Genomic DNA, 15,565 nt, shown 5'->3' with positions numbered 1-15,565 from the left:
CAGCGCCGTCACGCGAAGAAGCTCGTCTGCGGAACGAGGTGCATCACCTCGAGCTGCGCGGCCGCGACCAGGCCGAGTCCCGCGGCGAGTACGAGCAGGCGCAGCGCCGCCTTCCGACCGCGCGCGACCAGGAGCGCGAGCGCGTAGACGACGGCCGGCAGCAGCGCTCCGAAGGCCAGCCAGAACCAGCCCCAGGGGGTGATCCCGAGGCCCATCGACGTGGCCATCCGCGGCAGCATCACGATGTTGCCGACGCTCGCGGCCACGGTGTAGACGTACAGTCCGGTCAGCAGCGCCCCGACGGTCCAGACGACGATCCTCCCGATCATCACGAACCGCCTCCCCCGAAGACGGGCAGCGGCACCAGCAAGATCGCGCCGATCCCGATCCAGAGCGCCATGCGCGGCGTGCTGCCCCGGTTGAGCAGCAGCACCGCGAGGAACCACAGCGGCGGGGCGAGCGGCGCCGCCCAGAACACCGTCTGCTGCAGTACCGCGCCGAGGGCGCCGCTCGAAGAGGCCACCGCCGCGTTCGACTCGGCGTAGTAGCGGGCCCAGCTCAGCCAGACCCAGGCGTAGAGCAGGTACAGACCGCCGGAGACGCCCAGCAGCACGAGCGCCGCATTGCTCAGCTGCGGGCGGTCATCCTCCTCGGGCGCCTCGTCGGATCGCTCCGCGGCGCCGGACGGGTCGGGGACGGCGGGATCGCCGAGGTCCTCGGCGGTCGCCCGGGCGGCCCCGTCGGGGGCCTCCGGCAGCGGCGCTGGATCCGGATCGGGCTCCACCCTCCAGCCGAGCGCGGGCGAGCTCTCGCGCCGCTCCTCGCGCGCGCCTCGGGCCGTCTTCTTTCGCATCAGTCCAGCCTAGCCAGGCGACCCTCGGAGATCGCAGGGAGACTCGCCGCCGCTCACGCGACCCCGACCGAGACCTCGGCGGCCGCCGCGTGCCCGGGGCCGCCGCCGAGCCCGGTGCGAAGCTCCAGCAGCCAGTCGACGTACTCGCGCGGGGCGAGCCGCTCGGGGAGCGATGGGGGCAGTTCGCCGCCGCGCACCGAGGCGAGCAGGAAGGTCTGCGTCTCCTCGGGGGCGCCGCCGCCGTGCCCGCCGGCGTCGACGTGACCGTGATCGGTCGTGGCCGCGACGACCCAGGTCTCGCCGAACTGCCGCACGCGCGCGTCGACCGCATCGAGCAGCGTCCCGACGTGCCGGTCGGAGTTGCCCAGCGCCTCGTCGTACTGCGGCGTGAAGACGCCGAAGTAGTGCCCGGCATCATCGGTCTCGCAGAAGTAGACGAAGGACAGGTCGGGGCCTGCGTGCGCGAGGGCGAGCCGGGCGCGGGCGGCGATCTCCGGATCGACCGCGCGGTAGCCGTACAGCTCGCCGTTCAGACTGACGACGCCGTGCTGCCCCGCGTCGATCTGCTCCCGGCGCAGGCGCACGATCGGTCCCGCTCCGGCCGGGTCGGTGAGATTCGGCCAGCCCGCGGCCGCGTAAGTGGTGGTGCTCGGGTCGCGCTGCCAGGCGCGGGTGAGGAAGTCCGGGTGCTCGGCCAGGCGGTGGCCCCGCATCAGGTTGTCGTCGATGCCGTGCTCGGCGTGCGTCGCCCCTGTGAGGATCGTGGCCCAGCTGGGCCCCGAGATCGTGGGCCCCTCGACCTCCGAGCGCACGAAGTGGCCCGCGGCCGCGAGCGCGTCGAGGTTCGGGGCGAGCCCCGTGCCGAAGGCGCGGTCGATCCGGAGCCCGTCGAGGCCGACCAGCAGCAGCTTCACCGCGTCCACGCGGCCTCCCCGCGCCTCACCGTCGACACCTGCACGCGGTCTCCGGTGCGCAGCCCGACGGCGCGCCCGGTCGGCATGTCGACGCGCACGCTCCGATCGAGGTCCTCCAGCAGCACGGTCGCGCTCGTGAACCCGCCCCGCAAGGTGAGGTCGGTGATGATCCCCTGCCCGTCGTTGCGCTCGCGCAGGTCCCGGATCGGCGCGAGGTCGAGGTCCTCCGGGCGGAGCAGCAGCTCGCCGTTCTCGTCCAGGCGCACGTCGGCGATCGGCTGCGCGCTGCCGAACACGCGAACGTCGGTCTCGGTCACCTGCTCGGGCCTGATCCGGTTCATCACGCCGATGAAGCTCGCGACGAAGCCGGGCTCGGGCGAGCGGTAGAGGGCCTGCGGGGTATCGAACTGCGCGATCCTGCCCTCGTGCATGACGGCGACCCGATCCGCCATGGCGAGCGCCTCCTCCTGATCGTGGGTGACCATGATGGTGGTCGTGCCCCGCTCGCGATGGATCCGCACGATCTCCTCGCGCAACCGCTCGCGCACGAGGGCGTCGAGGGCCGAGAGCGGCTCGTCGAGCAGCAGCACGCGGGGTTCGACGGCGAGCGCGCGGGCGAGCGCGACGCGCTGCTGCTGCCCCCCGGAGAGCTGATGCGGGTACTTGCCGGCGTGCTCCTCGAGACCGACGAGGGCGAGCAGTTCCTCGCTGCGCGCTCGCCGTTCGACCCTGCCGACGCGCTTCACCTTCAGCCCGAACTCGATGTTCTGGACCGCCGTGATGTGCGGGAAGAGCGAGTACTGCTGGAACACGATGCCCGTGCCCCGCTCGCGCGCCGGAGTGCGCGTCATGTCGGTGCCGCCCATGACGACTCGGCCCGACGTGGCCTGCTCGAAGCCTCCGATGATCTTCAGCGCGGTCGATTTGCCGCAGCCCGACGGCCCGAGCAGCGTGACGAGCTCGCCGGGGCGCACGTCGAGGTCGATGGCGCGCAGCACGGTCCTGTCGCCGTAGACCTTCGTGAGCTGCGAGAGGATAAGGCCGGAGGCCCCGGCGCTGTTCGTGTTCGTCATCGGAATGCCTTTCGGATGGTGCTCGGCGGGGCGAGCTCAGATCGTGAACTGGGTGGCGCGCCCGGTGGCGCTCCTGCCTCGTCCGGCGAAGACCATGACCGCCATGAGCAGCCAGGACCCGACGATCGAGATGAAGCTCAGCGCCGCGGCGAGCCGCACCTGCGACTGGCCCAGTTCGATCAGCAGGGTGGGGAAGGTCTGGTGCAGCAGCAGCTGCGCCATGACGAGCTCGCCCGAGGCCATCATGACGACGAGCAGCGATCCCGAGACGATGGCGGGGCGCAGGTTGGGCAGCACAACCGTGAAGAACGTGCCGATCGACCTGCTGCCGAGGCTCTGGCTGGCGAGCATGAGGGTGCGCAGGTCGAGTGCGCGCAGCCCCGAGTCGATCGTGCGGAACATGAACGGGAGCGTCATGAGCACGTAGAACGGCACGAGGCTGTACAGGCTCACGAAGATGCCCGGGAAGAGCGGCCGCAGCACGAGGTTCACGCCGCCCACGAGCGCGATCGCCGGAATGACGTAGGGCAGGAGCGAGGCCGTCTCTGCGAGGCCGAGCACCCTCGGAGCCCGCAGGTGCATCCAGACGAGGCTCGGGATCACGATCGCGTAGCCCACCACGACGGTCAGCACGGTCAGGATCGCCGAGTTGGCGACCGCCTCGACGGCGTCGGCCCTCGCGAAGAGCTCGAGCACCGGCGCGATCGTGAAGCCGTCGCGCACGTTGAAGAAGCCGAATGCGCCGACGGCGATCAGCGGCAGGCAGGCGGCGATCAGGGAAGCGACCAGTACGGCGTGGGGAAGGAATCGCTTCACGGTTCAGTCCCCCTGCTGCGACCAGCGGGTGGCCCGCTTCAGCAGGATCGCGCGCAGCCCCATCGCGACGAGCATGATCGCGACCATGCCGGCGATGAGCGCCGAGGCGAGGCCCTGGTTGACGAGCACGTTGCCCGAGAGGAAGAAGCCGATGAGGATCGGCACGAGGCTCGCGGCGCTGCCCGCCATAGCGTAGGCGGCCGCGTAGCCGCTGAACGCGTTGGCGAACAGCAGCAGGAAGCCGCCGACGAGCGAGGGGGCGAGGATCGGGAGCGTGACAGTGAAGAGGATGCGGACGCGGCTCGCGCCGAGACTGAGCCCGCCGTCGATCCACTCCTTGCGCACGCCCTGCAGCGCCGGGATGGAGAGGATCGCCATGAGCGGGACCTGGAAGTACAGGTAGGCGCAGACGATGCCCCAGAACGAGGCGATCGGGATCAGCTCGTTCAGCGAGAAGCCGAAGAGATCCTGCAGCCACACGGTGAGCAGGCCCTGGGTTCCCATGAACGCGATGAACGCGTACGCGAGGGGCGGGCCGCCCGACTGCGAGGCGACCGCGGCGAGCGAGGTGACGAGCTGGTTCAGCCATCTCGGGCGGGTCGCGTTCACGAGCGCCCAGCCGACCACGAGGCCGAAGACGGAGCCGATGAGCGACGTGACGAGCGAGAGGTTGATGGAGTTGGCGAAGGCGTTCACGTACTGCTCTTCGCCCAGCTGGGCGAAGTTGTCGAGCGTGAAGGCGCCCTCGGAATCCTGGAACGCTTTGACGATCGTCACGATCACCGGCACGACGAGAAACAGCCCGACGAAGAGGAAGTACGGCAGGGTGCCGAGCAGGCTCAGGAGGCTCCGCGAGCGGGAGGGGCGATCCCCCCTCCCGCTCGTCGCCGCCGGTGCGGAGTCGACTCCGGCCTCGGGGGCGACGCCGTCTCTGTCCTGATCGATGAGCGTCACGGACATGGGTGCGTCAGAAGCCCATCTTCCCGGTGACCTTGGTGCCCCACTCGGCCATGATCAGCTTGGTCGCCGCATCGTTCTGCTCGGCCGTCGGGAACTGGATCTGCGCCACGATGTCGGCCGGAGGCAGCTTCTCGAGCACGTCGGCTGGGATCGCGCCGTTCTTGACGAGCGTCTCGTAGCGCGCTGGGATCGCGCCCGACTTCGCGTAGGAGATGGCTCCCTCGTCGCTCAGCAGGTGCTCGATCCAGAGCGCACCGGCGTTGGGCTGCGGGCTGTCGATCGTGAGCGGCTGCGCGTAGTAGGTGCCGAACACGCCGTCCGTGGGCGTCGACACCTGCAGATCGACGCCCGATTTCTGCATCTCGTCGACGATGCCGGGGAAGTTGAAGTTCCAGTCGAGCATGACTGCGGCCTCCCCCGTGGCGAGGGCCTGCGAACTCGACTCGGTCGAGACCAGATAGCCGCCCTCCGCGAGCTCGGCGAAGAACTCGATGCCCTTCGAGATGTCATCGGCCGATCCGCCGTTCGCGAGGCTCGCAGCGAACACCTGGGCGAGCTGAGCGGCGCCCTCGCGGGGGTCGCCCATCGCGATCTTGCCCTTGTACTGCGGATCCTTGAGGTCCATCCAGGTTTTGGGCACGTCGACCTCGTTCGCGTTGACTCCGATGCTCATGACACCGTAGTAGGCGGCCGTCCAATTGCCGTCCGGATCTTTCAGCGCGTCCGGGATCTCGTCGAAGGTGGACGGCTTGTAGGGCTGCACGAGCCCCTCGTCGATCGCCTGCTGGGTGAAGGTCGCGCCGATGTCGAGCACGTCGGGCTGGGTGGCCTGCCCCTTGAGGTTGCGCACGGCCTCGAGCTCTTCGGCGCTCGATCCGTCGGGGTTCGAGACCTCGACCCCGAGTCCGGTGGCCTTGGAGAAGATGTCGAAGGACTCCTTGTAGTTGGCCCAGGTCTCCGGGTAGGCGATGAGCTGGACCTTGCCCTCGTCCTTCGCGAGCTGCGTGATCTCTTCCAGCGATGATCCCAGTCCGGCCTTGCTGCCGGCCTCTGCCCCGGAAGAGGCGCAGCCGGTGAGTCCGGCGAGGCCCAGGGCGAGTGCGGCGACGCCGAGCACGCGGATGGCGTGAGTGTTCTTGTGAGGCACTGCTGGTCACTTTCTGTGGTGCGGTCGTTACCTCGCACTATCCTGCGGCACCGAGGTGTCGGGATCCCGACGTGCGGGTGTCCGCCCGCTGAACAGGGGTTCACCCGGCGGTGGCCGGGCCCGCGGGCCGGCGCACGAGAGAGGATGCACCGTGACCGCAACCGCCCAGATCACCGATGTCGCCGAGCTGCTGACGGGGGTCTCCGCCGCGCTCCTGGACTTCAACGGAAGCCTCTCCGACGACGAAGACCTCGTCGCGGAGCTCATCTCCGAGGTCTCGCGGGAGGAGATCGGAATCCCCCTCGACCGCGATCGCTACTTCGCGGAGTTCCTGGGAGAGAACCGGGAGCACATGTTCCGCTCCCTCGTCGCCGGGGTCGCGGACCGGGTCGACGCCGCCGGCGCCCTGGCCGCCGCGTTCAAACGCAGGTATCTCGACCGCGTGCGCCTCGGCCGGCGCATCTCCCCCGCCGCCGAGTCGTTCGTGCGCGAGGCGCGCAGAAGGGGCGAGGCGATCGTGGTGGTCACCGCGGCGAGCAAGGACGTGGTGGTGCCCGCGCTGAACCAGGTCGACCTGTTCGAGGCGATCGAGGCGATCGTCGCGCTCATCGCGCTCGTCTTCGAGGACTCGCGCACGGGACTGCCGGCGGCGCGCGCGTCAGCCCTGCGCGCGGCTCCGCTTCGCGTACGCCTTCGCGAACTCCTTGGCCCGGTCCCGCGCCCTCACCAGCGCGGTCTCCTCGCGCTCCAGCTCGCGCACGCGCCGCTGGGTGCGCTTGCGCAGCTCGATGTGCTCGCGCAGCTCGGCCTCCGCCGCCTCGTAGGCCTCCGGTGGCGTGGGATCCGGAGCCGGCGGCGCGGCCGCATCGGGCGCCTCGGGCATCTGGCTCAGGATCGCCGAGAGCCCCGACACCAGCACCTGTGTGGCGAACTCGAGCATCTCATCCGCGTCGTCGACAGGGTCGGCCGCGGCGGCGGATCCCGCACCCGGCGATCCGGCGTCCGAGGCCGGATCGCCGAAGTAGACGCCGCTGCGCACGAGCGCCGCCACCTGCGGGAACTGGGCGGGCGTCACGGCCTCCTCGATGAGCGCCCGCGTCCCGGGCGGGGTGGCCGCACCGGCGAGCACCTCCCGCTCCACCGTCGCCTGACCGCGCGCGAAGGCGGCGAGCAGTGACAGCACCCCCAGCTTCGCGTCCGGCCCGAGGGGCAGCTCGCGCATGACCCGCAGCCCCTGCTCGGCGGCGCGGATCTGCCCGGGCATCATGTGGATGTCCGGTACGAGCTGGATGTCGAGCGTCCAGGGGTGCCGCCGGTAGCCCACCACCAGCTGACGCACGAACGAACCCAGCTCCTCGCGCCAGTCTCCCGTGGTCTCCACGGCGAAGAACGCGCCGCCCATCGCCGCATCGAGCATCAGGTGGTGCAGCTCGTCCTTCGTCGCGACGTAGCGGTACAGCGCCATGGTGCTGAACTCGAAGGTCTGCGCCACGCGCTGCATCGTCACGGCCGCGAGCCCCTCGGCGTCGGCTATGGCGATCGCCGCCTCGACGACGCGCTCGAGTGTCAGCTCGCGCTTCGGCCCGCGTTGCGGGGCGGCGGCGAGCCCCCAGGCGAGCGCGAGCGTGCGCGACACCCCTGCTTCAGGCATATCACCCTCCTTCGTCACCACTCCATCATAACTGCGTGGCGAAGTAACTGTTTATGATGCATACTGTTTACTACCAACACAGAAGGAGGCGGACATGACCCCCGTCATCGAGCTCGACGGACTCGGCAAGAGATTCGGCGCGCACACCGTGCTCGACTCGCTCTCGCTCGACATCTCCGGAGGCATCTTCGCATTGCTCGGGCCGAACGGCGCCGGCAAGACGACGCTCGTCTCGATCCTCACCACCCTCACGCGGCCCGATTCGGGCCGCGCCAGGATCCTCGGCCACGACGTGGAGCGCGAGGCCGCCCGCGTGCGCCGGCACATCGGGACCACCGGCCAGTATGCGGCCACGGACGAGGCCCTCACCGGTCGCGAGAACCTCGTGATGATCGCGCGGCTGCTCGGCCTGGGCACGATCGACGCCCGCAGGCGCGCCGACGAGCTGCTGGACTCGTTCGACCTCGCACAGGCCGCGAACCGTCCCGTGTCGGGGTACTCGGGCGGCATGCGACGGCGCGTCGACCTCGCGGCCTCGCTCGTGCTGACGCCCGCGGTGCTGTTCCTCGACGAGCCGACCACGGGCCTCGACCCGGCCAGCCGCTCGCGGCTCTGGGACGACATCGCGGCCCGCGCCGCGGAGGGGTGCTGCGTCTTCATGACGACGCAGATGCTCGACGAGGCCGAGGCGCTCGCGGATCGCGTGGCGATCCTGCAGGGCGGGCGCGTCATCGCCGACGGCACCGTCGAGCGCCTCATCTCGCTCGTCGGCACCGAGACCGCCGTGCTCGTGGACGGGGCGGGCGAGGTGCGGCGCACGCTCGGCTCACCGGGCGACGCTGCCGAGCTGGCGCGGGACCTCTCGGCGCTCGGCGAAGAGGACCGCGGACTGCGGCTCGAGCTGCGCCGCCCGACCCTCGACGACGCCTTCCTGGCGCTCACCGGACGACCCGCCGGCGCGACCTCGCGCCTCGACTCCCGGGAGGTGGCCGCATGACCGCCCAGCTCGACACCCGCGCATCCGCCCCGATCCCCCCGGCCGCCCACCCCGGCGTCGGCCCGATCACCGCCAGCCGCGTCTTCGTCGGCCGCAGCCTGCGCCACAGCCTGCGCGACGGCGAGGGGCTGCTGCTCGCGATCCTGCTCCCCGTGATGCTCATGCTGCTGTTCACCACGGTCTTCGGCGGCGCGATCGACCCGAACGGCGGCTACGTCGACTACGTGATCCCGGGCATCATCGTGCTCTGCTCCGGCTTCGGCGCAGCGTCGGTCGCGGTGTCGGTGAATCGCGACGTGACCGGCGGCGCGATGCAGCGCTTCCGCAGCCTGCCGATGCCCGCCGCGACCTGCCTCGTGGGGCACGTCGTCGCGAGCGTGCTGCGCAACCTCCTGGCGACCGCGATCGTGCTGGGCGTAGGGCTGCTGGTCGGGTTCAGACCGACGGCGGGTCCCCTCGAGTGGCTGGGCGTGATCGCGATCGTGCTGTGCTGGATCGTCGCGGTCACGGTGATCTTCGCAGCGATCGGCCTGCTCGCCTCGACCCCCGAGGCGGCGAACGGCTACGGCTTCGTGATCCTCTTCCTGCCCTACCTGTCGAGCGCGTTCGTGCCGATCGGCACCATGCCCGCGTGGCTGCGCCCGATCGCCGAGGCGCAGCCGGTGACCCCCATCACCGACGCGGTGCGAGCCTGGCTCATCGGCGCGGACGCGGGCGCTCAGCCGCTCTTCGCGCTGCTGTGGTGCGTCGGCATCGTGGTGGTCGGCGCTGTGGTGATCGCGTGGCGCTTCCCGCGCCGCTGAGGTCGCGCGGTCACTGAGCCCGTCCCAGCGTCCGTGCGGCCTCGGCTGCGCACGGCCTCCGAAGAAGACGGCGAAGCATGAGGATCCTGGTCGCGGACGACGACCCGCAACTCGTCCGAGCCCTGCGCGTCACGCAGCAGGAGTCCACTCCCGTCGTGCAGATCGGCGCCATCACCGTCGATCTCGCCGCTCGCGTCGCCACCGACACCTCGCAGACCCCGCCCCGTCGGATCAGGCTCACGCCGACCGAGTGGCAGGCGATCGAGCTCCTCATCCGCAACGCCGGGAGACTCGTCACCAGGCAGACGCTGCTCACCCGCATCCGGGGGACCGAGCACGCGAGGGACACCGGCTATCTGCGCCTCTACCTCCCGCAACTGCGCAAGAAGCTCGAGCCGGATCCGGTGCAACCGCGATACCTCCTCACCGAGGCCGGAATGGGCTACCGCTTCCAGCCCGAGCAGTCTGACGGCTAGCGCCCCCCGGCCCGCCTCAGTCGGCGACGACCCACTCGAACGCCTCGGCCCGGCTGCGCGCCCCGGCCCGCGCGCGGGAACGGTTCGGCTCCCCGAGCGCGGCTGAGACCTCCTCGCCGAGGCGCACGAGCCCGGCGAAGGATCCGGGCGACGCCCAGCTCGGGCGGAGCGCGAACACGAGGTCCTCCGTCGCGGTGTTGCCCGACGCCCCCGGGGCGAAGGGGCACCCGCCGAGACCCGCGAGCGCGCCGTCCACCACCGTCGCGCCGCTCCGGACCGCGGCCGCGGCGTTCGCCGCCCCGAGCCCCCAGGTGTCGTGACCGTGGAACACGATGCCGAGCTCCGGACGCTCGCGCGCCGCGAGGGCGACCCGCTCCCCGACCTCGGCGGGGTGCGCCTGGCCGAGAGTGTCCGCGATCACCACATCGACGGCGCCCTCCGTGCGAGGGTCCGTCACGATGCTCGCGAAGCGCTCGAGCGGCACCGCGCCCTCGAACGGGCAGGTGAAGGCGGTCGCGATGCACAGCTGCACGGTCGCGTCCGACTCGCGGGCCGCGGCGAGCGCGTCGGGCATGGCCGCGAGCGAGGCCTCGGTGTCGCGACCGATGTTGGCGCGGTTGTGGCCGTCGGAGGCCGAGAAGCAGTACTGGAGGCGCCTGGCCCCCGCCGCCACGGCGCGTTCCACGTGCCGCGGCGTCGCCACCCACAGCCAGGCCCGCTCGCGCTCCGCCTCCGTGAGCGCGGCGATCACATCGAGTGAGTCGGCGAGGGTCGGCACGAGGTCGGCACGGGCCATCGATCCCACCTCGACGTGCTCGACGCCCAGGGCGAGCAGCTCGCGCACGAGGCGCACCTTGCGCTCGGTCGGAAGGGGTCGGCCGACGAGCTGCAGGCCGTCGCGCAGGGTGACGTCGCGGATCTGCACGGGTGCCGACATCTCCGCCCGGTCCGCCACCGCGGTCATCGCGGCGCCTCCTCGTGAGTCCCGACGTACGATTCCACGGCCGCATCGTCCCAGCCGAGCTCGCGCAGCACCTCGCCCGTGTGCTCGCCGAGATCAGGACCGACGTGAGTGATCGGCAGGGAGCGCCCGCCGAACACGGGCACGATCCCGGGGAACCCCACGTCCTCGAGCAGCCCCTCACCGTCGTGCACGTCGAAGCGCTGCACCATGTCGCGGGCGGCGTACTGCTCGTCGGAGCACACGTCCTCGGCCGTGTAGATCGGGCCCGAGGGCACTCCGGCGTCGTCGAGGATCCGCAGCGCCTCCCGGCTCGTGCGCGCCGCAGTCCAGGCGCCGATGGCCTCGTCGAGGCTCTCGCGGGCGGCCCACCGGCCCTCGTTCGACTGCAGCTCGGGTGCGGCGGCGAGGTCCTCCCGCCCGATGGCCGCCATGTACCGCTGGAAGATCGAGTCGCCGTTGCCCGACACCACGATGCTCCTGCCGTCGCCGCAGAGGTAGGCGTTCGACGGCGCGATCCCCTCCATGCGTCCGCCCGTGCGCTCGCGACGCACTCCGTAGGCCTCCCAGTCGGGGATGAGCGACTCCGTTACCGAGAGCATCACCTCGTTGAGCGCGACGTCGATCGTGCGGTCGCCGAGCGAGGGGCGGACAGGGGCTCCGGATCCGCGATCGCGATCCCGCAGCCGATCGAAGAGCGACATCACCACGCCGAACGCCGCGTAGACGCCCGCGATGGTGTCTCCGATCGAGAACCCTGTGCGGCTCGGGGGCCTCCCCGGCTCGCCGACGAGCTCTCGGAAGCCGCCGTAGGCCTCGGCCACCGCCGCGAACCCCGGGCGGTCGGAGAGCGGCCCGGTCTGGCCGAAGGCCGAGACGCGCGCGACGATCAGCTCCGGGTTCGCGGCCTCGAGCGCCTCCTCGCTGAGCCCCCACCGGTCGAGCGTGCCCGGTCGGAAGTTCTCGAGCAGCACGTCGGAGCGGCGGATCAGGTCGAGCACGATCCCCCGCCCCTCATCGCCGCGGAGGTCGACGACGACGGATCGCTTGCCGCGGTTGACAGCGCGGTACAGCATCGAGGTGTCGCCGCGGTGCAGGCGCCACCTGCGCAGCTCGTCCCCGGTGCGTGGCCGCTCGACCTTGATCACGTCGGCGCCGAAGTCGGCGAGGAGCCGGCCGGCCGTGGGCGCGGCGATGTAGTTGCCGAGCTCGAGCACGCGGACGCCTTCGAGGGGCTGGAAACGGGTCATCGGGGCACACCACCGGTCGGGATCGTCGCGAGGAGAGAGTCTGCCCCACATCGTAGGCGATGGGGCGCCTCACCGGGCCCGAACCGCAAGGGGACAGGAGCCGGGGTCTGGAATCCGCCCAGACCCCGGCTCCTGTCCCCTTGCGCGAGGCGGAACTCAGCGCGCGGCAGAGCCGTCGACGTAGTCGCTGTCCTGCTGCTGCCACGCGAAGAGCTTGCGCAGCTCGCCGCCGGTCTTCTCGATCGGGTGCGACTCCTCCTTGGCGCGCAGCGCCTGGAACTCGACGCCGCCGTTGTCCTGATCCTCGATGAAGCGCTTCGCGAACGCGCCCGACTGGATGTCGGCGAGGACCTCCTGCATGTGCTCCTTCACCTCGGGCCCGATCACCCGGGGGCCCGAGACGTAGTCGCCGAACTCGGCGGTGTCCGAGATCGACCAGCGCTGCTTGGCGATGCCGCCCTCCCACATGAGGTCGACGATGAGCTTGAGCTCGTGGAGCACCTCGAAGTAGGCGATCTCCGGCTGGTAGCCGGCCTCGGTCAGCACCTCGAAGCCGTACTGCACGAGGTGGCTGGTGCCGCCGCAGAGCACCGACTGCTCGCCGAAGAGATCGGTCTCGGTCTCCTCGGTGAAGGTCGTCTTGATGACGCCGGCGCGGGTGCCGCCGATCGCCTTCGCGTACGACTTCGCGGTCTCCCAGGCGGTGCCGGTCGCATCGACCTCGACGGCGATGATGTCGGGGATGCCGCGGCCGGCCTCGAACTCGCGGCGCACGGTGTGGCCGGGAGCCTTCGGAGCGACGAGGATCACGTCGACGCCCTCGGGGGCCTCGATGTAGCCGAAGCGGATGTTGAAGCCGTGGGCGAACGCCAGCGTCTTGCCCGCGGTCAGCTGGTCCTTGATCGACTCGGTGTAGATCGAGCGCTGGTGCTGATCCGGAGCGAGGATCATGATGAGGTCGGCCCACTCGGCCGCGTCGGCCACTGATCTGACCTCGAAACCGGCCTCCTCGGCCTTCGGGATCGACTTCGAGCCCTCCTTGAGCGCGATGACGACCTCGACGCCCGAGTCGCGCAGGTTCATGGCGTGCGCGTGCCCCTGGGAGCCGTAGCCCACCACGGCCACCTTCTTGCCCTGGATGATCGACAGATCGGCGTCGGCGTCGTAGTACATCTCTGCCACTGGGTTCTCCTTCATGTTGTGTGGTTCCGGTTGAGCTTCGGGGTCGCTCGCGATCCCGCTAGTTCTTGAAGACGCGCTCCGTGATGGACTTCGAGCCGCGCCCCATGGCGATGAGGCCGGACTGCGCGATCTCCTTGATGCCGTACTGCTCGAGCACCTTGAGGAAGGCGTCGATCTTGCCGCTGTCGCCGGTCACCTCGATGGTGAGGGCGTCGGGCACGACGTCGACGACGCGGGCCCGGAACAGGGTGACGGCCTCGAGCACGTGGGATCGCGACTGGTTGTCGGCGCGCACCTTGATGAGCACGTGCTCGCGCTGCACCGAGGTGGACTCGTCGAGCTCCACGATCTTGATGACGTTGACGAGCTTGTTCAGCTGCTTGGTGACCTGCTCGAGCAGCACCTCGTCCTCGTCGACGACCACCGTGATGCGCGAGAGCCCCCGCATCTCGGTCGGCCCGACGGCGAGCGACTCGATGTTGAAGCCGCGGCGGGCGAAGAGCCCGGCGACCCGGGTCAGCAGGCCCGGCTTGTCCTCGACGAGGAGGCTGAGTACGTGGCGGCTCATGGTTACTCCTCCCCCCACTCGGGGCTGTGCTCGAGGGCGTACTGGATGTCGCTGTTGGAGGTGCCCTGGCGCACCATGGGCCACACCATCGCGTCGGCGCTCACCACGAAGTCGATGACGACGGGGCGATCGTCGGTCTCGAGCGCCAGTCTGATCGCGTCGTCGACCTGGTCCTCCCGCTCCACGCGCAGCGAGAGGCAGCCGTAGGCCTCGCCCAGCTTCACGAAGTCGGGCACGCGCTGCGAACCGTGGCCGGTGTCGAGCTCGGTGTGGGAGTAGCGCCCGTCGTAGATGAGCGTCTGCCACTGGCGCACCATGCCCAGCGAAGAGTTGTTGATGATCGCCACCTTGATGGGGATGCGGTTCACCACGCAGGTCGCGAGCTCCTGGTTGGTCATCTGGAAGCAGCCGTCGCCGTCGATGGCCCACACCGTGCGCTCGGGCTCCGCGACCTTCGCGCCCATCGCTGCGGGCACCGCGTAGCCCATCGTCCCGGCGCCCCCGGAGTTGAGCCACGCGTTGGGACGCTCGTACTTGATGAACTGGGCGGCCCACATCTGGTGCTGTCCAACGCCGGAGGCGTAGACGCCCTCCGGCCCGGTGAGCTCGCCGATGCGCTGGATCACGTACTGCGGCGAGAGCAGGCCGTCGCTCGTCTCCCGGTATCCGAGCGGGAAGCGCTCCTGCAGCAGGTGCAGGCGGTCCCACCAGGCCGAGAGGTCTGCGAACTCGCGGCCGAGTTTCGCCGTGGAGACGGCGGCGATGAGGTCGGAGATCACGTCGGCCGCGTCGCCCACGATGGGCACGTCGGCGGAGCGGATCTTGCCGATCTCGGCGGGGTCGATGTCGGCGTGGATGATCTTCGCGTCGGGGGCGAAGAGCGCCGCCTTGCCGGTGACGCGGTCGTCGAAGCGCGCGCCGAGCGTGATGAGCAGGTCGGACTCCTGCAGCGCGAGCACTGCGGGGACGGTGCCGTGCATTCCGGGCATGCCGAGGTGCTGCGGGTGCGAGTCGGGGAACGCCCCGCGAGCCATGAGCGTGGTCACGACCGGCGCCCCTACGAGCTCGGCGAGCTGCAGCAGCTCCTCCGAGGCCTCCGCGCGCACCACGCCGCCGCCCACGTAGAACACGGGGCGCTCCGCCCCGGCGATCAGATCGGCAGCCGCCTGGATCTGCTTGCTGTTGGCCTTGGTGATGGGACGGTAGCCCGCGAGCTCGACGCGCGGATCCCACACGAAGTCGAACTCGCCCTCCTGCGCGTCCTTCGTGATGTCGACGAGCACGGGGCCGGGACGACCGGTCGAGGCGAGGTGGTACGCGGCGGCGATGGCGCCGGGCACGTCCTCGGGGCGCTTCACGAGGAAGGAGTGCTTGGTGATGGGCATGGTGATGCCCACGATGTCGGCCTCCTGGAACGCGTCGGTGCCCATGAGGTGCGAGAACACCTGGCCCGTGATCGCGAGCAGCGGCACCGAGTCCATGTAGGCGTCGGCGATGGCGGTGACGAGGTTCGTCGCGCCGGGGCCGGACGTCGCGATGCACACGCCGACCTTGCCGCTGGCGGCGGCGAAGCCCTCTGCCGCGTGACCACCGCCCTGCTCGTGCCGCACGAGCACGTGGCGCAGGGTGTGGTCGTCCATGAGGGTGTCGTAGAGGGGCAGCACGGCCCCCCCGGGCAGCCCGAAGACTCCCGTGACGCCGAGCGCCTCGAGGCTGCGCACCACCGCCCGGGCGCCGGTCATGCGCTCGCCGCGCGGGGCGTTGGACGAGGGGGGGATTGCACTCGATTCCGAGGTCATTGCTTGCTTTCTCAGTAGAGGTGTCGGTCGATGTCGGCTGCGGGATCCTGGCGGCTTCGCCGCCCGTGCCGGTGTCGCGCCGGTCGGGAGGCTCACTCGAGCGGCCGGCCGATCC

17 protein-coding genes are annotated in these 15,565 nt (G+C 70.7%); 3 read left to right on the top strand and 14 right to left on the bottom strand.

What is annotated here, in order from left to right; all coding sequences use genetic code 11:
• Positions 1-8: 8 nt before the first annotated feature.
• From D1J51_RS01535 to D1J51_RS01495, 9 genes are all read right to left on the bottom strand, one after another.
• Positions 9-329 (bottom strand): hypothetical protein, encoded by a 321-nt coding sequence (locus D1J51_RS01535; RefSeq protein ID WP_119073397.1) that lies wholly within the window; start codon positions 327-329, stop codon positions 9-11.
• Positions 329-853, bottom strand: a complete 525-nt coding sequence (locus tag D1J51_RS01530) for a hypothetical protein (protein WP_119073396.1) — start codon at positions 851-853, stop codon at positions 329-331. Before D1J51_RS01530 ends, D1J51_RS01535 begins: the two co-directional genes overlap by 1 nt.
• 53 nt (positions 854-906) lie before the next feature.
• Positions 907-1,776, bottom strand: coding sequence for an alkaline phosphatase family protein (locus tag D1J51_RS01525; protein WP_119073395.1), 870 nt, complete (start codon positions 1,774-1,776; stop codon positions 907-909).
• Positions 1,764-2,840, bottom strand: coding sequence for an ABC transporter ATP-binding protein (locus tag D1J51_RS01520; protein ID WP_119073394.1), 1,077 nt, complete (start codon positions 2,838-2,840; stop codon positions 1,764-1,766). Before D1J51_RS01520 ends, D1J51_RS01525 begins: the two co-directional genes overlap by 13 nt.
• Positions 2,841-2,876: 36 nt before the next feature.
• Positions 2,877-3,656, bottom strand: a complete 780-nt coding sequence (locus tag D1J51_RS01515) for an ABC transporter permease (protein WP_119073393.1) — start codon at positions 3,654-3,656, stop codon at positions 2,877-2,879.
• Positions 3,657-3,659: 3 nt separating this feature from the next.
• Positions 3,660-4,616, bottom strand: coding sequence for an ABC transporter permease (locus tag D1J51_RS01510; RefSeq protein WP_119073392.1), 957 nt, complete (start codon positions 4,614-4,616; stop codon positions 3,660-3,662).
• Positions 4,617-4,623: 7 nt separating this feature from the next.
• A complete protein-coding gene (locus D1J51_RS01505; RefSeq protein ID WP_205547628.1) occupies positions 4,624-5,763 on the bottom strand; it encodes an ABC transporter substrate-binding protein in 1,140 nt (379 codons plus the stop codon).
• A 315-nt stretch (positions 5,764-6,078) separates the two neighbouring features.
• Positions 6,079-6,372 (bottom strand): hypothetical protein, encoded by a 294-nt coding sequence (locus D1J51_RS18280; protein ID WP_240422750.1) that lies wholly within the window; start codon positions 6,370-6,372, stop codon positions 6,079-6,081.
• A 49-nt stretch (positions 6,373-6,421) separates the two neighbouring features.
• Positions 6,422-7,414, bottom strand: coding sequence for a TetR/AcrR family transcriptional regulator (locus tag D1J51_RS01495; RefSeq protein ID WP_119073391.1), 993 nt, complete (start codon positions 7,412-7,414; stop codon positions 6,422-6,424).
• A 94-nt stretch (positions 7,415-7,508) separates the two neighbouring features.
• Between D1J51_RS01495 and D1J51_RS01490 the strand changes: the two genes are divergently transcribed.
• The 3 genes from D1J51_RS01490 (at position 7,509) to D1J51_RS01480 (ending at position 9,690) form a co-directional block, all read left to right on the top strand.
• Positions 7,509-8,411 carry an ATP-binding cassette domain-containing protein gene (locus D1J51_RS01490; protein ID WP_119073390.1) on the top strand — a complete coding sequence of 301 codons (903 nt, stop codon included), beginning with the start codon at positions 7,509-7,511 and terminating at the stop codon, positions 8,409-8,411.
• Positions 8,408-9,214: an ABC transporter permease gene (locus D1J51_RS01485; protein ID WP_119073389.1), complete on the top strand. Its 807-nt coding sequence runs from the start codon at positions 8,408-8,410 to the stop codon at positions 9,212-9,214. Before D1J51_RS01490 ends, D1J51_RS01485 begins: the two co-directional genes overlap by 4 nt.
• 77 nt (positions 9,215-9,291) lie before the next feature.
• On the top strand, positions 9,292-9,690 hold the full coding sequence (locus D1J51_RS01480; RefSeq protein ID WP_119073388.1) for a winged helix-turn-helix domain-containing protein: 399 nt from the start codon (positions 9,292-9,294) through the stop codon (positions 9,688-9,690).
• Between the two features lie 16 nt (positions 9,691-9,706).
• Here the strand turns inward: D1J51_RS01480 and D1J51_RS01475 are convergent, their stop codons facing one another.
• The 5 genes from D1J51_RS01475 to D1J51_RS01455 all read right to left on the bottom strand — a co-directional run bounded on the left by D1J51_RS01475 (position 9,707) and on the right by D1J51_RS01455 (position 15,450).
• Positions 9,707-10,654, bottom strand: coding sequence for a beta/alpha barrel domain-containing protein (locus tag D1J51_RS01475; RefSeq protein WP_205547626.1), 948 nt, complete (start codon positions 10,652-10,654; stop codon positions 9,707-9,709).
• Positions 10,651-11,901, bottom strand: a complete 1,251-nt coding sequence (locus D1J51_RS01470) for a CaiB/BaiF CoA transferase family protein (protein ID WP_119073387.1) — start codon at positions 11,899-11,901, stop codon at positions 10,651-10,653. The genes D1J51_RS01475 and D1J51_RS01470 overlap by 4 nt, the downstream gene beginning before the upstream one ends.
• Before the next feature lie 156 nt (positions 11,902-12,057).
• Entirely contained in the window at positions 12,058-13,074 is a 1,017-nt protein-coding gene (ilvC, locus tag D1J51_RS01465) for a ketol-acid reductoisomerase (RefSeq protein WP_371414067.1), read from the bottom strand.
• A gap of 67 nt (positions 13,075-13,141) precedes the next feature.
• Complete coding sequence (gene ilvN, locus D1J51_RS01460) at positions 13,142-13,651, bottom strand: acetolactate synthase small subunit (protein WP_053383628.1); 510 nt, start codon at positions 13,649-13,651, stop codon at positions 13,142-13,144.
• A gap of 2 nt (positions 13,652-13,653) precedes the next feature.
• Positions 13,654-15,450, bottom strand: coding sequence for an acetolactate synthase large subunit (locus D1J51_RS01455; RefSeq protein WP_119073385.1), 1,797 nt, complete (start codon positions 15,448-15,450; stop codon positions 13,654-13,656).
• Positions 15,451-15,565: the final 115 nt, after the last annotated feature.

The organism is Leucobacter sp. wl10 (assembly GCF_003569785.1).
Lineage (GTDB): Bacteria > Actinomycetota > Actinomycetes > Actinomycetales > Microbacteriaceae > Leucobacter.
The sequence above is the reverse complement of the archived record's forward strand: the minus strand, read 5'-3'. Positions and strand labels throughout refer to the sequence as shown.